Origin of the sequence: Flavobacterium chilense (genome assembly GCF_001602525.1) — a bacterium.
GTDB lineage: Bacteria > Bacteroidota > Bacteroidia > Flavobacteriales > Flavobacteriaceae > Flavobacterium > Flavobacterium chilense.
Window position 1 is genome coordinate 256,317 of record NZ_LSYT01000005.1, and the last position, 25,566, is coordinate 281,882.

The window sequence follows — 25,566 nt, forward strand, 5'->3', positions numbered from 1 at the left end:
AATTAACAGTAATTTTGCACCCTATTTTAAAAACACATATGAATAAATTTGAACAATTAGGATTGAATGAATCGTTACTGAAGGCGATTTTAGATCTAGGATTTGAAAATCCGTCAGAGGTACAGGAAAAGGCGATTCCCCTATTATTGGAAAAAGACACGGATATGGTTGCGTTGGCTCAAACAGGGACAGGGAAAACGGCAGCTTTCGGTTTTCCGCTAATTCAAAAAATTGATGCCGACAACAGAAATACACAAGCATTAGTTTTATCGCCAACACGCGAGCTTTGTTTACAGATTACTAACGAACTTAAAAACTACTCTAAATACGAAAAAGGTATTAATGTGGTAGCAGTTTACGGAGGAGCTAGTATTACAGAGCAGGCAAGAGAAATAAAAAGAGGGGCACAGATTATTGTGGCTACTCCGGGAAGAATGCAAGACATGATCAACAGAGGTCTGGTTAACATTAAAAATATAGATTACTGTATTCTTGATGAGGCTGACGAAATGTTGAACATGGGATTCTATGAGGATATCGTATCTATTTTATCAGATACTCCAGACGAAAAAAGCACATGGTTGTTTTCTGCAACAATGCCACAGGAAGTTGCCAGAATTGCAAAACAATTCATGAGCGAGCCTGTTGAAATTACTGTTGGAGCTAAAAACTCAGGTTCTGCAACAGTTTCTCACGAATTTTATTTAGTAAATGCACGTGACCGTTACGAAGCTTTAAAACGTTTAGCCGATGCTAACCCGGATATCTTTTCTGTGGTTTTCTGTCGTACAAAAAGAGACACTCAGGCTATTGCCGAGAAATTAATAGAAGACGGATATAGCGCTGCTGCGTTGCACGGAGATTTATCTCAGGCACAACGTGATGGTGTAATGAAATCTTTCCGTGGAAGACAAATTCAGATGCTTGTTGCTACTGACGTTGCTGCACGTGGTATTGACGTTGATAACGTAACTCACGTTGTTAACTACCAGTTACCTGACGAAATCGAAACGTACAACCACCGTTCAGGACGTACAGGTAGAGCAGGAAAATTAGGTACTTCTATTGTAATCGTTACAAAAAGTGAGTTACGTAAAATTTCTTCTATCGAAAGAATTATCAAGCAAAAATTTGTTGAGAAATCTATTCCATCAGGAATTGAAATCTGCGAAATTCAATTATTGCACTTAGCAAACAAAATTAAAGATACTGAGGTTGATCACGAAATTGACAACTATTTACCAGCAATCAATAATGTCCTTGAAGGTTTATCTAAAGAAGAACTAATTAAGAAAATGGTTTCGGTAGAATTTAACCGTTTCATTACTTACTACAAAAAGAATAGAGATATCTCTACTCAATCTTCTGGAGAAAGACGTGAAAGAAATGATTCTGAGCCAAGAGAATTCAACAACAACGGAGCAGTTCGTTATTTTGTAAACATTGGTTCAAGAGACAATTTCGACTGGATGTCGCTTAAAGATTACTTAAAAGAAACATTAGATTTAGGTCGTGATGATGTTTTCAAAGTAGATGTAAAAGAAGGTTTCTCTTTCTTTAACACAGATCCTGAGCACACTGATAAAGTAATGGACATTTTAAACAACGTTCAGTTAGAAGGACGTCGTATTAATGTTGAAATTTCTAAAAATGACGGTGGCGGTAGACGTGATCACAACAATCGTGGTGGCGGACGTAGTTCAGGACCAAGAAGAGAAGGAAACTTTACTCCAAGACGTGAAGGTTCTGGTGGCGGATTCAGAAGCGACAGAAACTCAGCTCCAAGACGTGAAGGTTCTGGAGGAGGTTTTAGAAGCGACAGAAATGCTGCTCCAAGAGAAGGTGGTTTCAGAAGAAACGAAGGAGGTTCAGACAGAGCTCCAAGACGTTCTGAAAGCTTTGGTGATTCACCAAGACCAAGAAGACCAAGAAGAGATTAATACCCTCTGTTAATTTTCTTATAATTATATTCGAAGACTGCGAAATATTTAATCCTGATTTACTACTTTTAGTGCTTTAAATCAGGATATGAAATATTTCGCAGTTTTCTTTTTCACATTACTATCAGCCGTTGGTTTTGCACAAGACACCGAGTCCAGTGCGCCACAGAGAGTTTCAGGTTATATTATTAATGATAATACTAAACAACCTCTTCCAAACGTAAATATTATTAACACCAATAAAGTACGCGGTGCAAAATCTGATGCTAAAGGGTATTTTGAAATCGATGTTCAACTGAACGATACTATTCACTTTTCGATTCTAGGATTTCAATCTCTACGAATCAGAGTAACAAATGACTGGATAAAAAACAAAGTAACCAGAATTCAGCTTACCGAAAAAGCAATCGCACTTGAAGAAGTTGTTATTACCCCTTTTAACTTAACCGGATATCTTGAGGTTGACTCTAAATTAATTCCAACTAAAGAAAATTATCGTTACAGTATTTCAGGCCTTACTCAGGGTTATGAGGCAGGTGAATATTCACCAAATGCTTTTGGAAAAGTTTTAGGATCTATTTTTAATCCCGCCGATGTCCTCTACGGTTTCTTTGGTAAAAACGGACGGGAACTCAAGAAACTTAAAGAAATGCGAAAGGATGATACGGTGAGAAACCTACTGGAATCTAAATATGACCGTGAAACTATTTCAGTTCTATTAGGAATCAGCAAAGACGAAATTCCTGAAATTTTACAACGCTGTAACTATTCTGATTCATTTATTCAAACCGCAAATGACTTACAGATCATGGACGCTATCAGCGGATGTTACGAACAATATAAAGTCTTAAAACGTAATTAAAAACACGTTTACATCAATACCTAAATCCTCAGTTTTTAAAATTGGGGATTTTTTTTATTTAAAAAACTACATAATACCCTCTTGCAAATTATAGTACTTTACCACAAAGTATAGGTTTTAGCATTTTTTTTGATTAAATTAGACTCTTACTACTCTAAAAATTAGTCTTCAACTATAATTTCCAATCGCTCTCATGACAGATATAACTCAAAAAGTTTTAAATTTTATTGATCTTCATAAAGGCGAAGAGAATAAAAAATCAGTTATAGAAAATATAACAGGTGCTATATCTTTTAGAGGCTCAAATATTTGGATTTTGGCTTGTGCCATTATAATTGCTTCTGTTGGCTTAAATGTTAATTCGACAGCTGTAATTATTGGAGCAATGTTGATTTCTCCATTAATGGGTCCAATTGTTGGCGCCGGCTTTGGTTTAGGAATGTATGATTTTGAGCTTTTAAAAAAATCAATAAAAAACCTGGTTATTGCAACAGTTGTAAGCCTGGCCACTTCAACTATATACTTCTATATTAGCCCTTTTAAAGAAGCGCAATCTGAATTACTAGCCAGAACTTCTCCCAATATTTACGATATTTTAATTGCCTTTTTCGGAGGTTTGGTTGGTGTAATTGCTGTAACACGTGTAGAAAAAGGAAATCCTATTCCTGGTGTAGCTATTGCAACTGCCTTGATGCCCCCACTTTGCACTGCAGGTTATGGATTGGCACTTGGAAATTATCTTTACTTTTTTGGAGCCTTATATCTCTACACTATTAATTGTGTTTTTATTTGTATTGCTACTTTTGTAATTGTAAAGTTTTTAAACTACCCTATTGCACAACAACTGAACCTAAAGCATCAAAAACGAGTAAAATATGGTATCACAATATTGATTTTACTTTTAATCTTACCCAGTATTTATTTTGCCTATCAGTTATACGTTCAAAAAAATTACACTACAAAAACAGAGGTTTTTATCCAAAAAGAATTTCTGGACAAAGATTATCCAGTCATTTACAAGAAAATCAGATACAATACAGATCCAAAAAGAATTGAATTGGCTTTTTTAACCAAAAAATTCAGTGATACAGCAATCATTAATCTCAATAAAAAACTGCCTAATTATGGTCTTCTAAATACGAAATTAATTATCAGACAGGATACTGTAAATTTGAGAAATGACATCATGAATCAAATCAATAGCAATCAGAGTATTGTAGATCAAAAAGATATTTTAATCAATAATTTACGCAACCAATTAGCGCAATATCAATTCAATAACAATCAGATCAGTAATGAAGCCAAAATACTTTTCCCTGCTATTACCTCTCTCACTATTGGAAACTATACTACAGAAAACGAAACAAATAAATCAAAAGTTATTCCGGTAATTCTTTTTCAAAGCAAGAAAAAGGTTGATTTGGAAATGAAACAAAAAATGAAAATGTGGCTAAAGGAAAGACTTGAAAAAGATTCAATTGAAGTATATCAGCAAAATAATTAATACAAACCCAAAAATAGAACCTATATTTACTTTAAAAATAATTTAACTATTACTAAATCAAAATATTATGGCAAAGGGTCAGGACGCTAAAAAAACAGCAAAAAAAGAACCGTTAAAAACGGCTAAAGAAAAGAAAGAAGAAAAACGGGAAAAGAAAAATAGTCCAAAGAGAGATTAAAAAATAGTGATCAGAGATCCGCTTTTTAGCTTTCAGATTCACAAAGAAATAAAAGTAGTGTTCAGTTTTTTGGTTATCAGTAAATTTGATAACTAAAAAACTGAACACTGAATAACCTTATTTAACCGGAATATTTGAAAGAATCTCCAATACAAATTTCCAATATTTTTGAGCCGAAGATATACTTGCTCTTTCATCAGGAGAATGTGCTCCATGAATTGTTGGTCCAAAAGAAATCATATCCATATCCGGATAATTTGTCCCTAAAATTCCACATTCTAAACCTGCGTGACAAGCTACAACTTTTGGTTTTTCATTATTTTGTTTCTCATAAATCCCAACCAAAGTATCTAAGATTTCAGAATTTACATTTGGAGTCCATCCCGGATAAGAACCAGAAAGTTCTACTTCGCAGCCTACCAATTCAAAAGCAGATCTCAACGCATTTGCGAGGTCATATTTTGAAGTTTCAACAGAAGAACGTGTTAAACATCCAATTGATATTTCACCGTCTTTTACAATAACTCTGGCAATATTATTTGAAGTTTCAACTAAGTCAGCCATATCAGCGCTCATTCTGTAAACACCATTATGTGCTGCATAAATTGCTCTGATAATTCCTTCCTGAACACCTAAATCCATTACTTTTTCAGGCAAATCGCATTTTACGATTTCAATAGTAAGATTTGGTTCAGTAGTTTTATATTCAGCTTTAATATCGTTGATGATTTCCTGCATATCAAAAATATAAGCCTCATCAAACATTTCAGAAATGATTACTTTCGCAACACTTTCTCTAGGAATTGCATTTCTTAAACTTCCACCATTAATCTCAACAACCTGTAAACCAAAGTTTTCAAATGCATCAAATAATAAACGGTTCATGATTTTATTAGCATTTCCTAAACCTTTATGAATATCCATTCCCGAATGACCTCCATTAAGCCCTTTTACGGTAATAATATGCCCTACAGATCCTTCCGGAACTTCTTCTTCATGATACGTTCTTGTAGCCGTTACATCAATTCCTCCGGCACAGCCAATATCAATTTCATCATCTTCTTCTGTATCCAGATTTAATAAAATCTGACCTTGCAGAATTCCGCCTTTAAGGTTTAATGCTCCGGTCATTCCGGTTTCTTCGTCAATTGTAAACAAAGCTTCGATTGCGGGATGCGGAATATCTTTACTTTCTAAAATAGCCATTATTGTTGCAACTCCTAATCCGTTGTCAGCTCCTAAAGTTGTGCCACGCGCACGAACCCAGTCACCATCAACATACATATCGATTCCCTGAGTATCGAAATCAAAAATAGTGTCTGCATTTTTTTGGTGCACCATATCAAGGTGTCCCTGCATTACAATTGCTTTTCGGTTTTCCATTCCCGGTGTTGCCGGTTTTCTGATAATTACATTTCGAATCTCGTCTTCAAAAGTTTCCAAACCTAAGCTGTTTCCAAAGTTTTTCATGAACTCGATTACACGTTCTTCTTTCTTTGACGGACGCGGAACTGCGTTCAGATCAGCAAACTTATTCCATAGTGCTTTTGGTTCCAGATTTCTTATTTCCTGACTCATTATATTTTGTTTGAAGTTTAACAATTAAGAATGTCAAAGTTACAAAGTTTATATTTTTTTTCGCCACGAATTTCACGAATTAGCATCAATCATTTTGAAATTAAAAACCAATTTCACGAATACTTCTCAATTTTGTATCATTACGAATTCCAGATTAGTGAAAATTGATAGAATTCATTACTAACTTTTTCTTATCGGTTAATATTGTATTTATATTTACGTATTCAAAAATTAAATTGTGAAGTCAAAATATATCTTACCGCTATTACTTCTTTTACAAATCATTGTTTTAAGAATCCTTCCTTATTTTCCGGAATTCATAGAACGTTTTTACAGCAACGGATTGTATTTGAATATCTCTCATTTTTCAAGAATATTATTTGGTAAAATCCCATTTTCAGTTGGCGATTGTATGTATAGTATCCTGATTTTATTTTTAATCAGATGGTTTTGGCTAACTAGAAAATCATGGAGGACAAACTGGAAAAATAATCTTTTACAAGTATTAAGCGTACTATCTGTTTTTTACTTTTTCTTTCATTTGCTTTGGGCTTTCAATTATTATCGCGAACCACTTTTCGAAAAAATGAAAATTGAAAAAGAATACACAGATGCTCAATTATTAGCTTTTACAAAAAAGCTCATTGTTAAAACCAATGCAATTCAGTTTCAGATTACTAAAAATGACAGTTCTAAAGTTGTTTTTCCCTACACTCAAAAACAAGCTTTTCAGATGGATTTAAACGGATATGAAAATCTATCAAAAGAACATCCTTATTTTAAATACGAAATTTTAAGTGTCAAGAAATCATTATTCAGCCTGCCTTTAACTTATATGGGCTTTGGTGGTTATTTAAATCCGTTTACAAATGAGGCACAGGTAAATGATTTGATGCCTATGTATAATTTTCCAGTTACCACGTGTCATGAAATGGCACATCAAATGGGTTATGCCAGCGAAAGCGAATGCAATTTTATTGGTGTTTTAGCTGCCGTAAAAAACGATAATTTATATTATCAGTATTCAGGATATAGTTTTGCTTTGCGTTATTGTTTAGGGATCTGGCAGGTCAAAAATGAAAAAATATTTGAGCAATTAAAAAAACAAACTCATATTGGAATTTTAAAGAATTACCAGGAAAGTCAGGATTTCTGGAAACAATATGATACTTTTATAGATGAAGGTTTTCGCATTTTTTATGATAATTTCTTAAAGACCAACAATCAAAAAGACGGAATGGACAGTTACAGCAAATTTATTGACCTGATGCTGAATTATTATAAAACCAGAAAATTATAGCTTTATAACAAGCTTAGATCACATGAATAAAGATAAATCCTGAATGATCTTTTTTAAATTATGATAAAAAAATAAAAAACTACTGTAACAAAATATATTGCAATACTACTAATACTAATATGAGCGAAAATCTAGAACAGTCATTTGTTGCGCAATTGCAGGCAAATCAGAATATAATCCACAAGATTTGTAGATTATATACTGCCGGCGAAGATGCACATAAAGACTTGTTTCAGGAGATTACAATTCAGCTCTGGAAAGCATATCCTAAATTTAGGGGCGACAGTAAATTTTCAACCTGGACGTATCGCGTTGCTTTAAATACCGCCATTACCTTATACCGAAAAACAAAACGTACCGTATCTACAGTAGAATACGAAAGTCATCAGCATTTTGTAAAAGATGTTGATTACAATTATGAAGAGGAAGAACAGATTAAATTGATGTATAAAGCCGTTTATCAGCTTAATGACATTGAAAAAGCATTAGTTTTTATGTATTTAGAAGACAAAGATTATCAAGAAATAGCAGAGACCTTGGGGATCAGCGAAGTGAATGCTCGTGTGAAAATGAACAGAATTAAAGGGAAACTTAAAAAAATACTAAATCCTTAAAAATTATTATGAAAGAACTGGATTTATTAAAAAAAGACTGGAAAAAGAACTCGGATTCTTTTCAACAAATTTCTGAAAAAGAGATTTATAAAATGATTCATAAAAAATCATCTTCAATTGTAAAATGGATTTTGATTATTAGCATTTTAGAAATTTCTTTTTGGACTTTTTCTAACTTATTTATCAATACTGATGATTTATTAAAAAAAATGAATCATCCTGAGATTGTATTGACCCTTGAGTTTTTAACTTACTTTAATTATATCGTTGTACTGATTTTTGTGGTTATTTTTTATAAAAACTATAAAACCATTTCAACAACTGTTGCCACAAAATCATTGATGAGTGCCATTTTACGAACCCGAAAAACGGTTCAGTATTATGTATGGTATAATCTTGGAATGATTGTTATTACAGCAATATTAAGTTATTTTATCGCTTTTGTTTATAATCCTGACATGGACTTTTTAAGGGAAAAACTAGCCCTAAACGGAAAAGCAGTGTTTTTTACTGTAGGAATCCTAATCCTGATTATACTAGGCTTATTCGGAATCTTCTGGTGTATTTACAGATTACTATACGGAACACTGTTACGCAGATTATATGCGAACTATAAAGAATTGAAGAAGATCGATTTTTAGGACAAGATACAAAGGCTCTGAGGAACAGAGGTGCAAAGTTTTTTTTTTATAAAGTGCTGATATTCTGAGATATTAAGGTTCTAAGTTTTTGGAGCCTCAACAAAAAAATCTAAAATCAAAAATCTACGATCTAATAATCCCATCTTCTGAGTTTGTTAAGCTCTTCCTGAACTTTGATCTCTTCGGCTGGAATCACTTTTAAAAACGATGGATGTTGCTCAATAGCATATTCTACTTTTTCAACTATTTCATCGATAGTATCATTTTCGTAATCAATATCAAGTGGCTCTTTGATGATGAAAGATTGCAGGATACCTTTTTTCTTCATTCGCAATCCCTTTTTATCAAATGAACGACGGAAACCGTCAATAACAATAGGAATTACGATTGGTTTGTGCTGTTTGATAATATGTGCAGTTCCTTTACGAACAGGTTTAAACGATTTTGTTGTGCCTTGCGGAAATGTAATTACCCAGCCATCTTCAAGCGCAATTCTGATGTTTTCGGTATCGTTAGGATTAACCTCTCTTTTTTCGGTAACATCAACACCTTTTGCCCGCCAGGTTCTTTCTACAGTAATTGCTCCTACATAGGCTAAAATTCTAGGTAATAAACCAGCCTGCATGGTTTCTTTTGCAGCTACATAATAAATATTCATTTTAGGTTGCCACAGATAACCAATATTCTTAATATTATCCTGACGTCCGCTTAAACTTGCATTAAATACATGAAACATAGCCACAACATCAGCAAAATAAGTCTGGTGATTGGATATAAACAATACATTAGTATCAGGCAATGTTTTAATAATCTCAGATCCTTCAATCTGCAAATCATTAAACCCTCTGTATCTTCGGTGTGTCATAGCACCCAAAATACGGATTAACCATTTCTTGATGAATAATATATGTCCAAAAGGATTTCGTTTAAACAATCCCATAGCTGTTTATTGTATTTTTTTGTTAGCACGCAAACATACAAAAATTATTCTTTGAGCAATAGTAATAAACAATTTCAAAAATAAATTGTTATCCTAATGAATATCAAATTGTTAATTTTGAGTTATTACACATTTGCTTCAAAAGTCATTTTCAAAACATCTCTCAATTCACTTAAAATCATAGCTGTCGCTCCCCAAACGATATGATTCTGGATATTAAATGCCGGAACTAAAATATTATTTCCGTAAGAAGTTGACAATGTGGCCTCGGTAATAATTTCATCATTTAAAAACACTGAAAGCGGCAATTCGATTATATCCGCTACTTCTCTTATATCCGGATAAAAAGAAAGTTCTTCTTTCGATATTCCTAAAAACGGATGTACCAGAAAATTACTTGGCGGAATATACATTGGCGTAAAATGCCTGATTACTTCTATTTTCTCTGGCGCAACACCTACTTCTTCCTGTGTTTCTCTTAAAGCTGTTTCCTGATAATCTGCATCTGAGCTTTCATATTTTCCTCCCGGAAAAGCAATTTGCGACGAATGAACTCCATTATAAGCATTTCGAACAATTAAAATCAAATGCGTTTTTTCATTTTTAGGATAAAGCAGCATCATTACAGCTGCAATTCTGGGGTTTTCAATTTTTAAATCAGGGTTTTTCAAAGCTGCAATTCGTTCCTTCGGAGCCATTTTTATATGCGAAGCAACTGCCGGCAGCTCAACTGGAATTAAATTAGGAACATATTGTAAAAAATCTTGAAAATCCATATTCAAAGTTTATTTTTGTATTTTCAAATAAAATATAAATATAGTCCAGAAAACGCGGTTCTACAAGTTTTCTAAAATCAAAGCCATAAAAATGTACAGCAGAGAAGAATCACAAAGATTAAAAAGAGAGTTTTGGGTGGCTTTCGCCGAAAAATATCCACGTAAATGGGTACTTTATGATACCAAGATTAAAGATTTCTCTTTTAAGTTTTATGTAGACAATAAAAAAGCACAGGTTTTAATTGATATTGAACAGAGAAGTGATGAAAAAAGAATTGCTTATTTCGAGAAATTAGAAGCTTTAAAAAGTATTCTGGAAGAAGAATTTATCAAAGATCTGGTCTTCGAAAAAAACTATACGCTCGAAAGCGGCAAGACTATTAGCCGAATCTGGGTCGAAAAATTAGGCGTTGGTTTCAGCAATCGCAATAACTGGGATGCTATTTTTGATTTTTTCAACGAAAACATGCATGCTTTGGAAATGTTTTATTTAGAGTATGATGAGTTCATTAAAGATATTGAATCTTAAAGAAAGATACTAAGGTGCTGAGACGTTAAGGTTCTAAGGCTTTTAAATAATAAACCCGACAGTTTTTAAACGCTGTCGGGTTTTTCATTTAAACACTAAATATATTATAAACGATAATATGGTTGTCGTAATTGATGTAAAGTTGCTTACGATAATCTTGTTTTTTGCGGGTAATAATAGAAAGTTTACATTCTTTACCATCGTTGTCTTTGCACATAAACGAGTACACAATATCAGTATCATTTTCTTCACGTTCGATATAATCCAGGATATTAAACAGTTGAATTTCCTGCGAGTAGACCACAATTCTATGTTTGTTGGTATCGAGAATTACAGATAAATTGACCAAATCAAGATTGGACCATTCACCCCATTTTCCTCTTTCATTTTTCTCTAAAACACTAAACCCTGATGTCCTGAATTTATAAGACTGACTATAAGTTTGCTGGAAACCTAGTCCTAAAAAAAGCAACAGCGTAAAAGTGCGTATAAAATTCATCATATTTTTCTAGCAGGTAATTAAAACTCAAATTTAGCCTTTTCCTGGCGGGCAATTTCAAATTCAGCAATCATTTCCTGAACAATTTTTTCTACGGGTAAAATTTCATGAATTAAACCTGCTATTTGTCCAATCTCGAGTTCACCTTCTTCAAGATCTCCCTCAAACATTCCTTTTTTGGCTCTTGCTCTGCCTAAAAGCTGTACTAAATCTTCTTTTGAAGGGCATTTTTCATATAATTCCTGAACGTCCTGATAGAATTTATTCTTCACCAAACGAACAGGAGCTAATTCTTTCAATGTCAAATGAGTATCTCCTTCTTTAACTTTAACTATAGTTTCTTTAAAATTATTGTGTGCAGATGATTCTATAGACGCTGCAAAACGACTTCCAACCTGTACACCATCAGCGCCAAGTATCATCGTAGCAAGCATTCCTCTTCCAGTGGCGATTCCTCCTGCAGCAATAATCGGAATCTGAACTTTTTCTTTCACCATTGGGATCAGAGCTAAAGTTGTGGTTTCATCACGTCCGTTGTGTCCGCCTGCTTCAAAACCTTCAGCAACGATTGCATCCACTCCTGCTTCCTGTGCTTTTAAAGCAAAAATGCTGCTACTTACAACATGCACGACTGTAATTCCTTTTTCTTTTAAGAAAGAAGTCCAGGTTTTAGGGTTTCCTGCTGATGTAAAAACAATTTTTACTCCTTCTTCGATCACAATATTCATGATTTCTTCGATATTGGGATACAACATTGGAATATTAACACCAAAAGGTTTGTCTGTAACTTTTTTACATTTCTGAATGTGCTCACGCAAAATTTCCGGATACATTGAACCTGCACCAATTAAACCTAAACCTCCGGCATTACTTACGGCAGAAGCCAGTTTATATCCGCTGTTCCAAATCATTCCTCCCTGAATAATTGGATATTTTATATTAAAAAGCTGGGTAATTTTATTCATTCAAAAATGCTGTTATTGTTTGATTAGCTTTCCTGTTTTGTGTAAATCGTCAGAATCAAAAGTATAAAAATAGAGTCCGCTTTTTAGATTTTCAACAGAAAGAACCGGGTTTTGATTTGTTATTTGTTTTTCGATTACTTTTTGTCCTAAAATGGAGTAAACCGAAACTGAAGCTGTATTATTTTCAAACAGAAATGAAACTGTTGTTTGTGCAGGATTAGGATATATTGAAAAAAGAGATTTTGAAGCCTCAAAAGTTGCTGTACCTAAAGTTGATCCAAAATTTGGAATTCCATAACCATAATTATTATTAGGGGCACTATACCTATCTGCAGACTGAAGAACCATTTGTCTGATTTCTTTATTTGTTTTTGATGGAAACGCCTGCCATAGACAAGCAATCATTCCTGCCATGATCGGGCATGAAAAAGATGTTCCGTCTGCTACTCCAATATTTCCGGCAGTATCTGAAACAACTGCAGAACTTCCTAAAGCCATGACGTCCGGCTTTACTCTTCCATCATAACTTGGACCTATAGAACTAAAACCGGTTTTTGTTTTTGAAGCTGTAACTGCTCCAACAGTAATTACCGAAACTGCATCGGCAGGACCACCAATATGAGGTTCAGAAGTAGCTCCTTCATTTCCTGCTGATGCCACCACAATAATCCCTTTACTAAAAGCAATTTCAGCACCTCGCGAAATAAAATTCGTTGAGCCATTCATGTCGCTATAATTATGACTATAATTCGGATTATCAAATTTAAAATATCCCAATGATGTGGTAATAATATCAACTCCTAAAGCATCTGCTTTTTCAGCTGCTTCAACCCAATATGATTCTTCAACAGGATTTTCGGTAGGATCATATTCCGTAATAAACAAATAGTAAGAAGCATCAGGAGCAGTGCCTATCAAAGCATTTTCTTTATATCCGCCCATCGTTGAGAGTACCATTGTTCCGTGATCATCGCCTGTGAAGAAATTTTCATTTCTATTGACAAAATCATAACCGCCTAAGATTTGATTATTATCAATGAGTTTTTTAAAGGGTTGTGCCGTATTTACACCCGGAAAACCGGCATCTAAAACTGCTATTATTTTACCTGAACCGGTTTTATTTTGTTGATGCAAAACCTGTCCGTTAAGCATTTGGATTTGATTTGCAGAAGTTCCATAAGCATAATTGATTGTAGTTTTAAGCTTATCTTTTGTTTGGGCAGTCTGATTTTCTGAAACTTTTTTTGAGGAAACATTTAAAGTTCTATTGGCAAAAACTACTTTATCGACAAATGATAATGTTTTTAATGCCAAAATATTAGCTTCAGTTCCACGGATATGAAGTGCATTCAACCATTTCGATTGCGCCATTACAGTTATTCCTATGCTTAATTTTACCTGATTTATATAGGTATCTTCTACAGGAACATCTGTAAGATCCAAAGCAATATTTTGATTCGTTCTGCGATCTAATGCTCGTTGCGAAAGCATTGTTGCAGGATTATCCAAAAAGGTTTGCGCATTGGGTTTGTCTTTAAAATAAACCCATCCATCTTCTTGCGAAAACATCGCAGCCGAAAAAACCAATAAAAGAAATGTAAAATAGTATTTCATAGTTTACTTTTTTAAAAGACAAAGTCTCCGTAAAAAAGTATAAAGCTAAGAAATTACTCCCGAACCAACTAATTCATTTTCTAAATACCAGGCAACAAACTGACCTTCAGTAATGGCTGATTGCGCTTCTTCAAACTGAACATACATTCCGTCTTCAAATTGGTGTAAAGTTGCTTTTTGCAAAGGCTGACGGTAACGAATTCTCGCCATTACTTCCATCGTCTGACCTGTTTTTAAAGCTAAATCAGCACGAACCCAGTGCACTTCAGAGTTTCCAACGAATAATGCTTTTTTAAACAATCCCGGATGATTGCTTGTTAAACCTGTATAAATAGTATTAGTATCAACATCTGTAGCGATCACAAATAACGGGTCTGTAGTTCCGCCAACGTTAAGCCCTTTTCTTTGTCCGTTTGTAAAATAATGTGCTCCCTGATGTTTCCCTAACACTTTTCCCATTGTTGGAAGATAGTGCGGTTTTTGGGCCTCAATTTTCAATTCTTCTTCTAAAGATAATCCAGCTTGTTTTTCAACATTATAAATTGGATCATTTTTATCAATCTGAATTATTTGTCCTTCTTTGGGTTGCAATTTTTGTTGTAAAAATTCCGGCAAACGAACTTTACCAATAAAACATAATCCTTGCGAATCTTTCTTTTCGGCAGTAACCAATTCCATTTCAGCCGCTATTTCGCGTACTTCCGGTTTTGTTAATGCTCCAATTGGAAACAATGCTTTAGATAATTGTTCTTGTGACAGCTGACATAAAAAATAAGACTGATCTTTGTTAACGTCATTTCCGGCAATCAATTGATATACCGTTTTTCCATCCACTTCAATTTCGCTTTTTTGACAATAATGACCTGTTGCTACATAATCAGCACCAAGACTTAAAGCAATTTTCATGAAAACATCAAATTTGATTTCGCGGTTACAAAGTACGTCAGGATTTGGAGTTCTCCCTTTTTCGTATTCATTGAACATATAGTCAACGATTTTTTCTTTGTATTCTTCGCTTAAATCTACAGTCTGAAACGGTATGCCAAGTTTTTCAGCTACTAATAAAGCATCATTACTATCTTCTAACCACGGACATTCATTAGAAATAGTAACCGAATCATCATGCCAGTTTTTCATAAAAAGGCCAATAACTTCGTATCCTTGTTGTTGCAATAAATAGGCTGCAACACTCGAATCTACTCCACCGGAAAGTCCAACAACTACACGTTTCATTCTAAATCGTTTATATTTTTACAAGGGTGCAAAGATAAGCCCTATTTTTGATAATTGTGGTAGTTTTGATTAGTTTATATAATGACGTTGTAGATAAAACTTATTATTAAAAAATAATTTGGTTTTTAAAACGGCTATTAATTCATTTTAGGTTTTGAATCGGCTTTATAGCTCTCCTTTGGATCACTCATATTAACTTCTTTGATCAATTTACCTTTTAAGTAAAATTGCCACATATTGGCTTTTTTTCCGTTTACAAATTTTCCTTTTGAAGCCACTACTCCATCTGCATCATAAAAAACGGCATCACCATTGTATTCGTTATTTTTATAAGTTGTTTGTTCAAGGATCGTTCCGTTTTGTCCATATTTTTTATAAACTCCTTCTTTAGAACCATTTACATAGTTTATTTCTTCGGCAATTTTAGCATTTGGATAATAAACCGTTCTAAGGCCTTCTAATTTACCATTTTTATAGTTTTCAAGTGTCATTACTACTTTTGAAGCTTTATGATAATATTTCCATTCCCCTTCACGGGCTTTACCAATCTCTTTTCCTTCACTTACTTTATTTTTATTCTGATCATAAAAAATAGTGTATGAACTTCCGTCATTAGCTGTAAAATCACGAGTTGCTATAACATCTCCTTTTTTGGTATCATCAAAAAATTTAAATATTCCGGTTTCTTTTCCATGATCAAAAGTTCCTTCGTAACGAGGACGTTTGGACACTTCGTAAGTCCCTTTCCAGACTCCGTCTTTTTTTCCGCTAGCGTCTGTTTTATTAAAATCCTGTGCACTTACCAAAAAGGTGTTTAAGAAAAGTAACCCTATAATTATTCTTTTATAAATCATTTTTATTTCATTTTAAACTTTAACGAAACTGAGCTTAATAAAGTATGTTGCTAAAATAAAAAAATCCCGATGAATCGGGATTTTTTTATTTTATTATTTCTTTTTATTCTGAGCTTTTGCAGCTTCTTGTTGTTCCATTACTTCCTGAAGACGTTGCTGAAACTTGCTTTGCTTTTTAGGCTCTTTTAATTTATTCTCTTGTATCTGAGCATGAATTTTATCTGTATCTACAATGTAGTTTTTAATTACAAACATAATTCCAATAGTAATTAAGTTAGATATAAAGTTGTATAAACTCAAACCTGCACCATAACTATTAAAGAAAATTAACATCATTAATGGCGAAACATAAATCATGATTTTCATCATTTTTGCCATATCCGGCATACCTTCTTGCTGAGGCGCTGCCATTTGCTGATCTCCTGAAGTCATTTTCATGTAGAAGAAAATCGCAACTGCTGCCAAAATTGGGAACAAACTAATATGATCTCCATATAACGGAATGTGGAATGGTAATTTTACAACAGCATCAAATGATGATAAATCGTCTGCCCAAAGAAATCCTTTTTGTCTTAACTCAAAAGCTGATGGGAAGAACTGGAATGACGCATACATAAACGGAAGCTGAATCAATGCCGGAATACATCCTGCCATTGGGTTTACTCCTGCTTTGTTGTACAGTTTCATTGTTTCCTGTTGTTTTTTCATTGGGTCTTTTTTGAATTTTTCTCCCAACTCTGTAATCTCCGGACGTAAAACTTTCATTTTTGCCTGAGACAGGAATGACTTATAGGTAATTGGCGACATTGCCAATTTGATGATAATCGTAAAAATGATAATCGCAATTCCTAATGACAATCCAATTGTCGAACTTAAGAACCCGAATAACGGAATAAAGATCCATTTGTTGATCCAACCGAAAATTCCCCAACCTAATGGAATAATTTTCTCGAAATTTTTATCGTACGATTTTAAAATTTTATAATCAGCTGGTCCAAAATACCAGTTCATTTTGTAATCAACTTCTCCGTTTGTAAAAGCCAAAGGAACTGTTGCTTTAAATTGTTTGGTAAAAACAGTATCTATTTTTTCATCCTTAACTAAATTATCTGATTGTAATTTCGATTTTTCGAATGGTTTATCAGTAGATAAGATAGTAGTAAAAAAGTGTTGTTTGAAAGCTACATAACTTACTTTTTCAGGAGTTTCTTCTTTTCCTGTACCGTTTGGACTTACAGAACTATATTTTTCATCTCCATACTCATACTCAATTTGAGCATAACGGTTTTCATAAGAAACACTTTTTTCGTTTCTGTATGTTTTTAAGTCCCAAACTAAATCTAATGGTTTAGACGAATTTAAAACTTTGTTTAATCCTTGAGAACGAACATCAAAACCTACTAAATAATCGTTTGCTTTTAATACATATTTGTATTCTAAAAACTCATTAGCTCCGGCTTTCAAACGCATTGTCAGTATTTGATCAGCACCGTTTTTAGTTAATGTTGGTTCAAAAAACAGGTCTTTAGAATTTAAAGTTCTGTTATCTGTTGTTTGCAGCTGAATATTCAGATGAGAGTTATTGTCTTTAATCAATTCTACTAATTGACCTGAGTTTTTCTCAAACTTTTTAAACTCTTTTAAAGTAGCTTCAACTATATAACCTCCTTTATTAGCAATTTTTAGTTTTATCTTTTCGTTTTCGATAGTTGTAAAACCTTCTTTAGCAGAAGGAAGTGTAGCTGAATAAGCAAAACCTCCTAATGTTTTTTGCAATTGTGCCAATTGAACTGTATCACCAGGAGTTCCTGTAGCAGCAACTGGTAAAACAGCCGTTTTAGCTTTTTCAGCTTTCGCCTGAGCTTCTTGTTTGGCAACTAATTCTTTCTTGGCTTTTTCAGCAGCAATTTCTTTATCAGAAGGCTGATTTTGGTACATTATCCAAATCAAAATTCCGAATATCAATACAAAACCAATGATTGAATTAAGGTCTAATTTTTTTTCTTCCATTATTTTAAAAAAAGTTATTCGTTTGAGGTTATTAGTTATCCGTTTAAGTTAAAAGTTACACCTCTTGGAATGAATTATTATTTTTTATGCGCATTTACTGCAGCAGCCACAAAATTTACGAAAATTGGATGTGGGTTTGCTACTGTACTTTTATACTCCGGATGGTATTGTACTCCAATAAAAAACGGATGGTTTTCAAGCTCTACAATTTCTACTAAACCTGTGTCCGGATTTACTCCTGAAGCTTTTAAACCGGCTTTTTGTAATTCATCAGCATATTTATTATTGTACTCATAACGGTGACGGTGACGTTCTGAAATGGTAGTTTCTCCATAAATTTTATGCGCTAATGTGTTAGGTTTAATATCACATTTCCAGGCTCCAAGACGCATTGTTCCGCCTTTATCGGTTACTGTTTTTTGTTCTTCCATTAAATTCACAACCGGATGAGCCGTTTTCTCGTTCATCTCTGTAGAATTGGCATCAGCATAACCTAAAATATTTCTTGAATATTCGATCACTGACATTTGCATTCCTAAACAAATTCCGAAAAACGGAATGTTGTTTTCACGTGCATAACGAACTGCTTCGATTTTTCCTTCAATACCTCTTTCTCCAAATCCCGGAGCAACCAAAACTCCGTCAAGGTGTGATAATTTCTCTTCGATATTATCACTATTAATGTGCTCTGAGTGAATAGAAATCACATTAACTTTTGTTTCATTTGCAGCACCTGCATGAATAAACGCCTCTAAAATAGATTTGTAACAATCCTGCATCTCTACATATTTTCCAATCAAACCAATATTTACGGTATGTTTTGGATTTTTTAATCTGCGTAAAAAAGTATTCCAGGTTTTTAAGTCCGGAGCAGCTTTTTTAGGTAAATCTAATTTTTTCAAAGCTACCACATCTAATCCTTCTTCAAGCATTAAATTTGGAACTTCATATATGGTTGAAGCATCAATTGACTGAATAACAGCTTCTTTCTTAACATTACAAAACAAAGCCAGCTTTTGACGTAGTTCCTGAGACAATTCATGCTCTGTTCTACAAACCAAAATATCTGCTTTGATTCCGCTTTCCATCAAAGTTTTTACAGAGTGTTGGGTAGGTTTTGTTTTTAACTCACCTGCAGCAGCCAAATAAGGAACTAATGTTAAATGAATAACGATTCCGTTATTTTCACCTAATTCCCATACTAACTGACGAACTGACTCTATATAAGGTAATGATTCAATATCACCAACTGTTCCTCCAATTTCAGTAATTACAATATCATAATCGCCGGATTTCCCAAGCAATTGCATTCTGTCTTTGATTTCGTTAGTAATATGAGGAACAACCTGAACTGTTTTTCCTAAAAATTCTCCTCTTCTTTCTTTTTCAATAACCGAAAGATAAACTCTTCCTGTAGTAACGTTATTAGCCTGAGAAGTAGGAACATTTAAGAAACGCTCATAGTGACCTAAATCTAAATCTGTTTCAGCACCATCATCTGTTACATAACATTCTCCATGCTCATACGGATTCAAAGTACCCGGATCCACGTTTATATACGGATCAAATTTTTGAATAGTTGTACGATATCCTCTTCCTTGTAACAATTTTGCTAAAGATGCCGCGATAATTCCTTTTCCTAATGAAGAAGTCACACCGCCTGTAACAAAAATATATTTTGTTTGATTCATTCTGTTGTTGTTTGTATTGTAGTTGTGTAAAAAACTTGGCAAAAGTACAAATTTAATTAGATAATTTATCAATTAGATAATGAGATAATTTGCAAATTTTTAAATAGAACGATTACATCATTTCGTAATCGATAATTTTAACTTTTAATTAGATATTTTTTTGAATAATCTGCTTAATAAGTTTCGATTTTTTATATCATTACTAAGTTGTAGAATGAGAATATAAAGAATAACCCGCTACAGCATATGTCTACTGTTACTACTTTTTTAAAATTAGATAAGCGAACTATTTTATTGATGCTAAAACGGGCGATCAATTGAATAAGAAAAAATAATAAGACTTTTATACTATAAGGATTTAGTACAATTGCCTGACTAAAGTTAAATCTTAATATTTGAGAAAATGCTCTGGTGAGACCACGGCTTTTACAATAACTTAATGGCATTCCTTCGCAAGACGAGCGGAAACCAAAACTTAAATAAGGAAGCATAAAGCTATAAAAAAAGATAAACATGATTATTACAATAAAAATCATGTTTATCTTTTTATAGGAATCTATTTCGTAAGAAGTTTTTCTTTCCACAAAAGAGATTTATTATTTTGTTTCTTCTACTTTTACTTTTACAGTATCGGTTTCTATTTCGACTGCATTATTTAAAGAATCCTGAGCTTTTGCTGACTCAACATTTGCAGAATCGATCGCTTTTTTAATTTCATCTGTATGAGTTGCAACTGCTGATCCAATAGTACCTACAATAACCAACATCCAAATAATAACAAATGCTGTTGCTACGATTCCTAAAATCAAACCTGCTTTAGGCATTGTAGTAGAAGCATTTCCTTTTTTTGCCTGAGACAATGCAATTGCTCCAAAAATAATAGCAAGAACTCCAAAAAGTATTGCGATGAAACCAAAGCAAGGTATAAATGCCGCTATAGCAGCTACTATTCCTAATACTAAAGCTGCAATACCCATTCCCTGGCCTGCATTTGGTGTGTGTAAATCGTTTTCCATAAAGTTTTTTAGTGTTAATTTTTACAAAAATATAAAAACACTTAAGCGAACAGGAAAGAATATGTTAAAGTTATTAACAAATAAATTAAAGAGAGATTTCTTGTTATTGGAAAAACTTTGATTTGTAATTTTTATATTATCGATACCGATTATTAGTAAAGCATCGAAAAAATCCCTGAATATATTTCTCTAATCCCAAAAAGACAGAGCTCCAAAAATAGCCCCAAAAACTAACGTAAGAATTATTGAAAATACCAATGCAACGATACCTAAAATCAGGCTTATTTTAGGCAATACTTTTGGTGCATTTGCTGTTATTGCTTTATTTAATCCAATCGCAGCAAAAATTATGGTAAGCAGTGAGGTAATTATTGCAACTATATTTATGCAAGGTATAAAAGCAACTATAATAGAAATTATTCCTAATACTAAAGCTGCGATGCTGATGTTTTCACCGGCATTTGATCGTTGTAATTTTTTTTCCATTTATTTCCAATCTTAATTACTACAATAATTTATGATATTACTCTTTAGTGTTTTGAATTAATTCTTTTACAGATAACTTCATTACTATCTCAATTTTATCTTACCAAAGATTTGAGAATATCCAGAAAGATTAACATCATCATAATTGATAATAGTGTCGCCACAATACCTAAAATCAAACCTATTTGAGGTAATGTTTTTGAAGTATTTGCTTTTTTTGCATGAGATAAACCAATGGCTCCAAAAACGATAGCCAGAATCCCGCCAATTAATGCAAGAGCATCAAAACAAGGGATAAAAGAAGCTATACACGATATTACTCCTAATACTACAGCTGCAATACTAATGCCTTCACCTGAATTTGACTGTCGTAAATTATCTTTCATGCATTATATTGATTTGATTATTTTAAAGGTGTTGGATATTGTTTTTTGATGTTTCGTATCAATTCTTCTAATCCATTTAATTTTAGCTCGTAGATTAATTGCAATTGCTGACCTAACTCTCCTTTAGGAAAACCTTTGTTGTGATACCAAACTACATAATATTCAGGAAGATCAATTAAATAACGTCCTTCGTATTTCCCGAAAGGCATTTTGGTATGGGCTAATTTTATAAGAAGTTTTTTGTCTTGTTCCATTTTTTTAAGAAGAAAGAAGCAAGATTAAAGAATATAAACTCATTCTTCTTTCTTGCTTCTTGTTAGCACAAAGCTATTCTAATTTTTTATTTTTTTACTACAGATTAAAAGAATTAAAATGATTTTCTACTCTGTGTGTTTATTACCAGATAGTAACAGGTTTAAATAATTTCGCCACGAATTCATGAATTAGTTTTTAATATAATTCATGAATTCGTGGCGAATATTAAAATTTAGAGACTGAGTTATTCAGAACCTTAACAACTTAGTAATGCCATCTCACAAAGGCTTCCATTGCCGCATAAGTTGCCAAACCTAATTGTTGGTATAAAGCGGCTGTTTCTGCATTTCGGTCTTCGGCTCTTTGCCAAAATTCTCTTGCGTCAGTTCCCTGAAAAACAACTCCGTCTTTTTGAGATTGATGTTTGAAAATTCCGTGACGTTTTGCCAACACCTGATCCGGGCTCATTGGCACTGCCATTTCGACTTCGTCAATTCCCCATTCCTGCCATGCTCCTCGATACAACCATAACCAGCAATCATCCATAAATGATTTTGGTTTTAAAGCTTTTACTGCTTCAAAAATAGCATCCAGACATACTTTATGCGTTCCGTGTGGATCTGCTAAATCTCCTGCAGCATAGATTTGATGTGGTTTAATTTTTTCTATTAAATCCATTGTTAGTTGAATATCCTCTGGTCCGATTGGTTTTTTCTCAATTGTTCCGGTTTCATAAAATGGTAATTCCATAAAATGAATCTGATCATCATTTAAACCAACAAAATGACTGGTTGCTCTTGCTTCTCCTTTTCTGATTAATCCTTTAATGTAACGAACTTCTGGAATATCAATTTCACTATTCTTTTTGTTCTCTAAAAAGGTTTGTGCTTTTTGATAGATATTATCTGCTTCAGCACTTTTGATTCCGAATTTTTCATTGTAATCAATTACGAATCTTGCAAAACGCAACGCTTCATCATCCGCTACAGCGATATTTCCAGAGGTTTGATACGCTACGTGAACTTCATGGCCCTGCTCCTGCAAACGCATAAAAGTTCCTCCCATACTGATAATATCATCATCCGGATGCGGACTAAAAATCAATACACGTTTTTTTGCAGGTTCTGCTCTTTCAGGACGATTGGTGTCATCAGAATTGGGTTTTCCTCCCGGCCAGCCTGTAATTGTATTTTGTAATTTATTGAATATTTTAATATTGATGTCGTAAGCCGGACCTGAATCTGCCAATAAATCGCTCATTCCGTTTTCGATATAATCAGCATCGGTAAGCATTAAAATTGGTTTTTTAAGATCTAGTGCCAATCCTAAAACTGCTTTTCTGATTAATTTATCTGTCCAGATAATTTTCTCTACTAACCATGGTTTGTTAATTCTGGTTAGTTTTGAGGAAGCTTCTTTATCTAAAACAAAAACAGCATTGTTATGCTCCTGCAAAAATGAAGCTGGAACCCTGTTTGTAACTTCATCTTCAACAGATTTTTTTACAATATTTGATTTTCCTTCTCCCCAGGCCAATAAAATAACCTGTTTGGCTTCCATAATTTTTTTAACTCCAAGGGTAATAGCGGTTCTTGGCGTATTGCTTAATCCAAAGAAATCTTTACTTGCTGCTACTCTTGTAATATGATCCAGCGCCACTAAACGTGTTTTTGAATTTTGAAGAGATCCGGATTCGTTAAAACCTATATGTCCGTTTCCTCCAATTCCCAGGATTTGTAAATCGATTCCGCCCAAAGCTTCAATTTTAGCTTCATAATTATGGCAATAATCCGCGATTTGTTCTTTGGTTAAAAGTCCGTCTGGTACATGAGCGTTTTCAGGTAAAATATCGACATGATCAAACAACAATTCTTTCATGAAACGAACATAACTGTTGATTGAATTAGGTTCCATTGGATAATATTCATCCAGATTAAAACTGATTACGTTTTTAAAACTCAAGCCTTCTTCTTTATGCAAACGAACTAGTTCTGCATATAATCCTTTTGGAGAAGAACCGGTTGCCAAGCCCAGAATACATGGTTTATTTTCTTTTTGCTTGGATTGAATTAAAGCTGCAATTTCCTGCGCTACGGCTTTTGAAGCATCGCCGGAATTTTCGAAAACAACGGTATTGATGTTTTCAAATCGTTTTTCAAAACCTGTCGCTTTGTCTATTTTACTTTTTAACATGATATAGTTTTTTTTAATTCCTCTCTTAAATTTTCCAACTTCGGTATTTATGACCTTTTATAGCATAAAAAAGAATCATGGCATACGATGGCAATAACATTAAATAAGCAATCTGATTTCCGCTTTTTGAAGTTTCAACCGTTCCGTTTGCGATATTTAATGCGTTTATATTTTCTGTGATCAATCCGTAGAACAAAGGAAATATTGCTCCTCCAATAATTCCCATAATCAAAATTGCACTTCCTATTTTTGTATATCCTCCTAAATCTTCTAATGCCATTGGCCATATTGCGGGCCAGCATAATGCATTTGCTAATCCTAATAATGCTACTAAAAGTATTACAACCGGCAAACTTGGAATACCGGGTAACTGAACCGTTATTTTTGGCGAAATCAATACGATTACCAATACTAAGATTAAACCTAAAATTCCGGATGCTTTTAAAGCCGTTACCTGCGAAATATATTTTGGGATTAATGTGATTCCTAAAATATATCCTACTACCATTGCCGACATGGTGAAAGAAGTCAATTTTAAATAAAAATTTCCTTCGGTTCCATATACTCCTAATTCTTTTCCGAAAGCTCCAATCGAATCTCCGGCTAAAACTTCGGCAGCTAAATACAGCATTAAAGTAATTACTCCTAAAACCAATTGCGGGCGTCTGAAAGCATTTCTGACTTGTTTAAAAATGCTTAAATGTGATACATTTCCACCTTCATCCAAATCGATTTCAGGAAGCGGGGAAAGCTTTACCAGCAACGCCAAAACCATTATAATCAATCCCATATAAAGGTAAGGTCTTTGCAATTGTAATGCAAGAGAATTTAAAGCATTTGATTTTGAAACTGAATCCAATAATGCGATTTTATCTGCGGTAAACTCCTGCATATTTGACAACACTAAAGCCGTTAAGATAAGCGGCGCTAAAAATCCTGCAAGTTTATTGGCAATTCCCAGAACACTAATCCTGGCAGCAGCACTTTCTCTTGGACCAATAACTACTACATAAGGATTTGATGCTGTTTGTAAAATCGCCAAACCGGTTCCCATTACAAATAAAGCTATTAAAAACAATAAAAAAGTTCGGCTTTCGGCAGCCGGATAAAACATAAAAGCACCGGCAGCAATGATTAATAAGCCTAATGAAATACCATTTTTATACCCTACTTTTTCAATTACCCATGATGATGGAACTGCCATGACAAAATAGGCAATATAAAAAGCAAATGTTACAAAATACGCCTGAGAAGAGGTTAACTCACACGCTAATTGAAAAAATGGAATTAACGGTCCGTTGAGCCAGGTTACAAAACCCAGAATAAAAAATAATGCAGTTAAGATTATCATCGGAATAATGGTACTCCTTTTCTCTATATGTAATGCACTTTCAATGTTTGACATAATACTTTTGGTTGATTGTTAATAGATTAGTTATTTTTTATCCATCTAAAATAACATCAACACTTTTGTAATTATTTTGCAATTTTTACGCAAATAT

General features: G+C 33.5%; 23 protein-coding genes. 7 read left to right on the forward strand and 16 right to left on the reverse strand.

Features of this window, described 5'->3' with window-relative positions:
- Positions 1-38: 38 nt before the first annotated feature.
- From A4F88_RS13795 to A4F88_RS13805, 3 genes are all read left to right on the forward strand, one after another.
- A complete protein-coding gene (locus A4F88_RS13795) occupies positions 39-1,940 on the forward strand; it encodes a DEAD/DEAH box helicase (protein ID WP_068843193.1) in 1,902 nt (633 codons plus the stop codon).
- A gap of 88 nt (positions 1,941-2,028) precedes the next feature.
- On the forward strand, positions 2,029-2,802 hold the full coding sequence (locus A4F88_RS13800) for a carboxypeptidase-like regulatory domain-containing protein (RefSeq protein ID WP_068843194.1): 774 nt from the start codon (positions 2,029-2,031) through the stop codon (positions 2,800-2,802).
- Positions 2,803-2,995: 193 nt separating this feature from the next.
- On the forward strand, positions 2,996-4,306 hold the full coding sequence (locus tag A4F88_RS13805) for a DUF389 domain-containing protein (protein ID WP_082815772.1): 1,311 nt from the start codon (positions 2,996-2,998) through the stop codon (positions 4,304-4,306).
- Positions 4,307-4,601: 295 nt separating this feature from the next.
- Here the strand turns inward: A4F88_RS13805 and A4F88_RS13810 are convergent, their stop codons facing one another.
- Positions 4,602-6,062 (reverse strand): aminoacyl-histidine dipeptidase, encoded by a 1,461-nt coding sequence (locus tag A4F88_RS13810; protein ID WP_068843195.1) that lies wholly within the window; start codon positions 6,060-6,062, stop codon positions 4,602-4,604.
- Positions 6,063-6,300: 238 nt separating this feature from the next.
- On the opposite strand from A4F88_RS13810, the gene A4F88_RS13815 reads away from it, so the two are divergent.
- The 3 genes from A4F88_RS13815 (at position 6,301) to A4F88_RS13825 (ending at position 8,617) form a co-directional block, all read left to right on the forward strand.
- Positions 6,301-7,362 (forward strand): DUF3810 domain-containing protein, encoded by a 1,062-nt coding sequence (locus A4F88_RS13815; protein WP_068843196.1) that lies wholly within the window; start codon positions 6,301-6,303, stop codon positions 7,360-7,362.
- A gap of 119 nt (positions 7,363-7,481) precedes the next feature.
- A complete protein-coding gene (locus A4F88_RS13820; protein WP_068843197.1) occupies positions 7,482-7,976 on the forward strand; it encodes an RNA polymerase sigma factor in 495 nt (164 codons plus the stop codon).
- Between the two features lie 8 nt (positions 7,977-7,984).
- A complete protein-coding gene (locus tag A4F88_RS13825; RefSeq protein ID WP_068843198.1) occupies positions 7,985-8,617 on the forward strand; it encodes a hypothetical protein in 633 nt (210 codons plus the stop codon).
- Positions 8,618-8,747: 130 nt separating this feature from the next.
- Here the strand turns inward: A4F88_RS13825 and A4F88_RS13830 are convergent, their stop codons facing one another.
- Together A4F88_RS13830 and A4F88_RS13835 are read right to left on the reverse strand one after the other, a co-directional pair.
- Positions 8,748-9,557 (reverse strand): lysophospholipid acyltransferase family protein, encoded by an 810-nt coding sequence (locus A4F88_RS13830; protein WP_068843199.1) that lies wholly within the window; start codon positions 9,555-9,557, stop codon positions 8,748-8,750.
- Between the two features lie 125 nt (positions 9,558-9,682).
- Entirely contained in the window at positions 9,683-10,333 is a 651-nt protein-coding gene (locus tag A4F88_RS13835; RefSeq protein ID WP_068843200.1) for an NUDIX hydrolase, read from the reverse strand.
- Positions 10,334-10,424: 91 nt separating this feature from the next.
- Here A4F88_RS13835 and A4F88_RS13840 point away from each other — a divergent pair, with 91 nt between their 5' ends.
- Positions 10,425-10,862: a DUF4268 domain-containing protein gene (locus tag A4F88_RS13840; protein WP_068843201.1), complete on the forward strand. Its 438-nt coding sequence runs from the start codon at positions 10,425-10,427 to the stop codon at positions 10,860-10,862.
- Positions 10,863-10,950: 88 nt separating this feature from the next.
- Here A4F88_RS13840 and A4F88_RS13845 read toward each other — a convergent pair whose 3' ends face one another.
- The 13 genes from A4F88_RS13845 to A4F88_RS13905 all read right to left on the reverse strand — a co-directional run bounded on the left by A4F88_RS13845 (position 10,951) and on the right by A4F88_RS13905 (position 25,469).
- The gene (locus tag A4F88_RS13845; RefSeq protein WP_068843308.1) at positions 10,951-11,361 is read right to left on the reverse strand and encodes a hypothetical protein; all 411 of its coding nucleotides are present in this window, start codon (positions 11,359-11,361) and stop codon (positions 10,951-10,953) included.
- 20 nt (positions 11,362-11,381) lie between these two features.
- Positions 11,382-12,326 (reverse strand): NAD(P)H-dependent flavin oxidoreductase, encoded by a 945-nt coding sequence (locus tag A4F88_RS13850; protein ID WP_068843202.1) that lies wholly within the window; start codon positions 12,324-12,326, stop codon positions 11,382-11,384.
- A gap of 12 nt (positions 12,327-12,338) precedes the next feature.
- Positions 12,339-13,940 (reverse strand): S8 family serine peptidase, encoded by a 1,602-nt coding sequence (locus A4F88_RS13855; RefSeq protein WP_068843203.1) that lies wholly within the window; start codon positions 13,938-13,940, stop codon positions 12,339-12,341.
- 45 nt (positions 13,941-13,985) lie between these two features.
- Positions 13,986-15,173 carry a tRNA 2-thiouridine(34) synthase MnmA gene (gene mnmA / locus A4F88_RS13860; RefSeq protein ID WP_068843204.1) on the reverse strand — a complete coding sequence of 396 codons (1,188 nt, stop codon included), beginning with the start codon at positions 15,171-15,173 and terminating at the stop codon, positions 13,986-13,988.
- A gap of 137 nt (positions 15,174-15,310) precedes the next feature.
- A complete protein-coding gene (locus tag A4F88_RS13865) occupies positions 15,311-16,027 on the reverse strand; it encodes a toxin-antitoxin system YwqK family antitoxin (RefSeq protein ID WP_068843205.1) in 717 nt (238 codons plus the stop codon).
- Between the two features lie 93 nt (positions 16,028-16,120).
- Positions 16,121-18,037, reverse strand: coding sequence for a membrane protein insertase YidC (gene yidC / locus A4F88_RS13870; protein WP_068843206.1), 1,917 nt, complete (start codon positions 18,035-18,037; stop codon positions 16,121-16,123).
- 77 nt (positions 18,038-18,114) lie between these two features.
- On the reverse strand, positions 18,115-19,728 hold the full coding sequence (locus A4F88_RS13875) for a CTP synthase (protein ID WP_068843309.1): 1,614 nt from the start codon (positions 19,726-19,728) through the stop codon (positions 18,115-18,117).
- 596 nt (positions 19,729-20,324) lie between these two features.
- Positions 20,325-20,744: a DUF4190 domain-containing protein gene (locus tag A4F88_RS13880; RefSeq protein WP_068843207.1), complete on the reverse strand. Its 420-nt coding sequence runs from the start codon at positions 20,742-20,744 to the stop codon at positions 20,325-20,327.
- A gap of 189 nt (positions 20,745-20,933) precedes the next feature.
- Positions 20,934-21,230 carry a hypothetical protein gene (locus A4F88_RS13885; protein ID WP_068843208.1) on the reverse strand — a complete coding sequence of 99 codons (297 nt, stop codon included), beginning with the start codon at positions 21,228-21,230 and terminating at the stop codon, positions 20,934-20,936.
- 95 nt (positions 21,231-21,325) lie between these two features.
- Positions 21,326-21,616, reverse strand: coding sequence for a hypothetical protein (locus A4F88_RS13890; RefSeq protein ID WP_068843209.1), 291 nt, complete (start codon positions 21,614-21,616; stop codon positions 21,326-21,328).
- Positions 21,617-21,633: 17 nt separating this feature from the next.
- Positions 21,634-21,870 (reverse strand): DUF3820 family protein, encoded by a 237-nt coding sequence (locus tag A4F88_RS13895; protein WP_068843210.1) that lies wholly within the window; start codon positions 21,868-21,870, stop codon positions 21,634-21,636.
- 265 nt (positions 21,871-22,135) lie between these two features.
- Positions 22,136-24,064: a glucosamine-6-phosphate deaminase gene (nagB, locus tag A4F88_RS13900; protein ID WP_068843211.1), complete on the reverse strand. Its 1,929-nt coding sequence runs from the start codon at positions 24,062-24,064 to the stop codon at positions 22,136-22,138.
- Between the two features lie 25 nt (positions 24,065-24,089).
- Entirely contained in the window at positions 24,090-25,469 is a 1,380-nt protein-coding gene (locus tag A4F88_RS13905; protein ID WP_068843212.1) for a sugar MFS transporter, read from the reverse strand.
- Positions 25,470-25,566: the final 97 nt, after the last annotated feature.

Coding starts and splice junctions, on each gene's coding strand:
- A4F88_RS13795 (WP_068843193.1), top strand. CDS start 39: ATGAATAAATTTGAACAATTAGGATTGAATGAATCGTTACTGAAGGCG.
- A4F88_RS13800 (WP_068843194.1), top strand. CDS start 2,029: ATGAAATATTTCGCAGTTTTCTTTTTCACATTACTATCAGCCGTTGGT.
- A4F88_RS13805 (WP_082815772.1), top strand. CDS start 2,996: ATGACAGATATAACTCAAAAAGTTTTAAATTTTATTGATCTTCATAAA.
- A4F88_RS13810 (WP_068843195.1), bottom strand. CDS start 6,062: ATGAGTCAGGAAATAAGAAATCTGGAACCAAAAGCACTATGGAATAAG.
- A4F88_RS13820 (WP_068843197.1), top strand. CDS start 7,482: ATGAGCGAAAATCTAGAACAGTCATTTGTTGCGCAATTGCAGGCAAAT.
- A4F88_RS13825 (WP_068843198.1), top strand. CDS start 7,985: ATGAAAGAACTGGATTTATTAAAAAAAGACTGGAAAAAGAACTCGGAT.
- A4F88_RS13830 (WP_068843199.1), bottom strand. CDS start 9,557: ATGGGATTGTTTAAACGAAATCCTTTTGGACATATATTATTCATCAAG.
- A4F88_RS13835 (WP_068843200.1), bottom strand. CDS start 10,333: ATGGATTTTCAAGATTTTTTACAATATGTTCCTAATTTAATTCCAGTT.
- A4F88_RS13840 (WP_068843201.1), top strand. CDS start 10,425: ATGTACAGCAGAGAAGAATCACAAAGATTAAAAAGAGAGTTTTGGGTG.
- A4F88_RS13845 (WP_068843308.1), bottom strand. CDS start 11,361: ATGAATTTTATACGCACTTTTACGCTGTTGCTTTTTTTAGGACTAGGT.
- A4F88_RS13850 (WP_068843202.1), bottom strand. CDS start 12,326: ATGAATAAAATTACCCAGCTTTTTAATATAAAATATCCAATTATTCAG.
- A4F88_RS13855 (WP_068843203.1), bottom strand. CDS start 13,940: ATGAAATACTATTTTACATTTCTTTTATTGGTTTTTTCGGCTGCGATG.
- mnmA (WP_068843204.1), bottom strand. CDS start 15,173: ATGAAACGTGTAGTTGTTGGACTTTCCGGTGGAGTAGATTCGAGTGTT.
- A4F88_RS13865 (WP_068843205.1), bottom strand. CDS start 16,027: ATGATTTATAAAAGAATAATTATAGGGTTACTTTTCTTAAACACCTTT.
- yidC (WP_068843206.1), bottom strand. CDS start 18,037: ATGGAAGAAAAAAAATTAGACCTTAATTCAATCATTGGTTTTGTATTG.
- A4F88_RS13875 (WP_068843309.1), bottom strand. CDS start 19,728: ATGAATCAAACAAAATATATTTTTGTTACAGGCGGTGTGACTTCTTCA.
- A4F88_RS13880 (WP_068843207.1), bottom strand. CDS start 20,744: ATGGAAAACGATTTACACACACCAAATGCAGGCCAGGGAATGGGTATT.
- A4F88_RS13885 (WP_068843208.1), bottom strand. CDS start 21,230: ATGGAAAAAAAATTACAACGATCAAATGCCGGTGAAAACATCAGCATC.
- A4F88_RS13890 (WP_068843209.1), bottom strand. CDS start 21,616: ATGAAAGATAATTTACGACAGTCAAATTCAGGTGAAGGCATTAGTATT.
- A4F88_RS13895 (WP_068843210.1), bottom strand. CDS start 21,870: ATGGAACAAGACAAAAAACTTCTTATAAAATTAGCCCATACCAAAATG.
- nagB (WP_068843211.1), bottom strand. CDS start 24,064: ATGTTAAAAAGTAAAATAGACAAAGCGACAGGTTTTGAAAAACGATTT.
- A4F88_RS13905 (WP_068843212.1), bottom strand. CDS start 25,469: ATGTCAAACATTGAAAGTGCATTACATATAGAGAAAAGGAGTACCATT.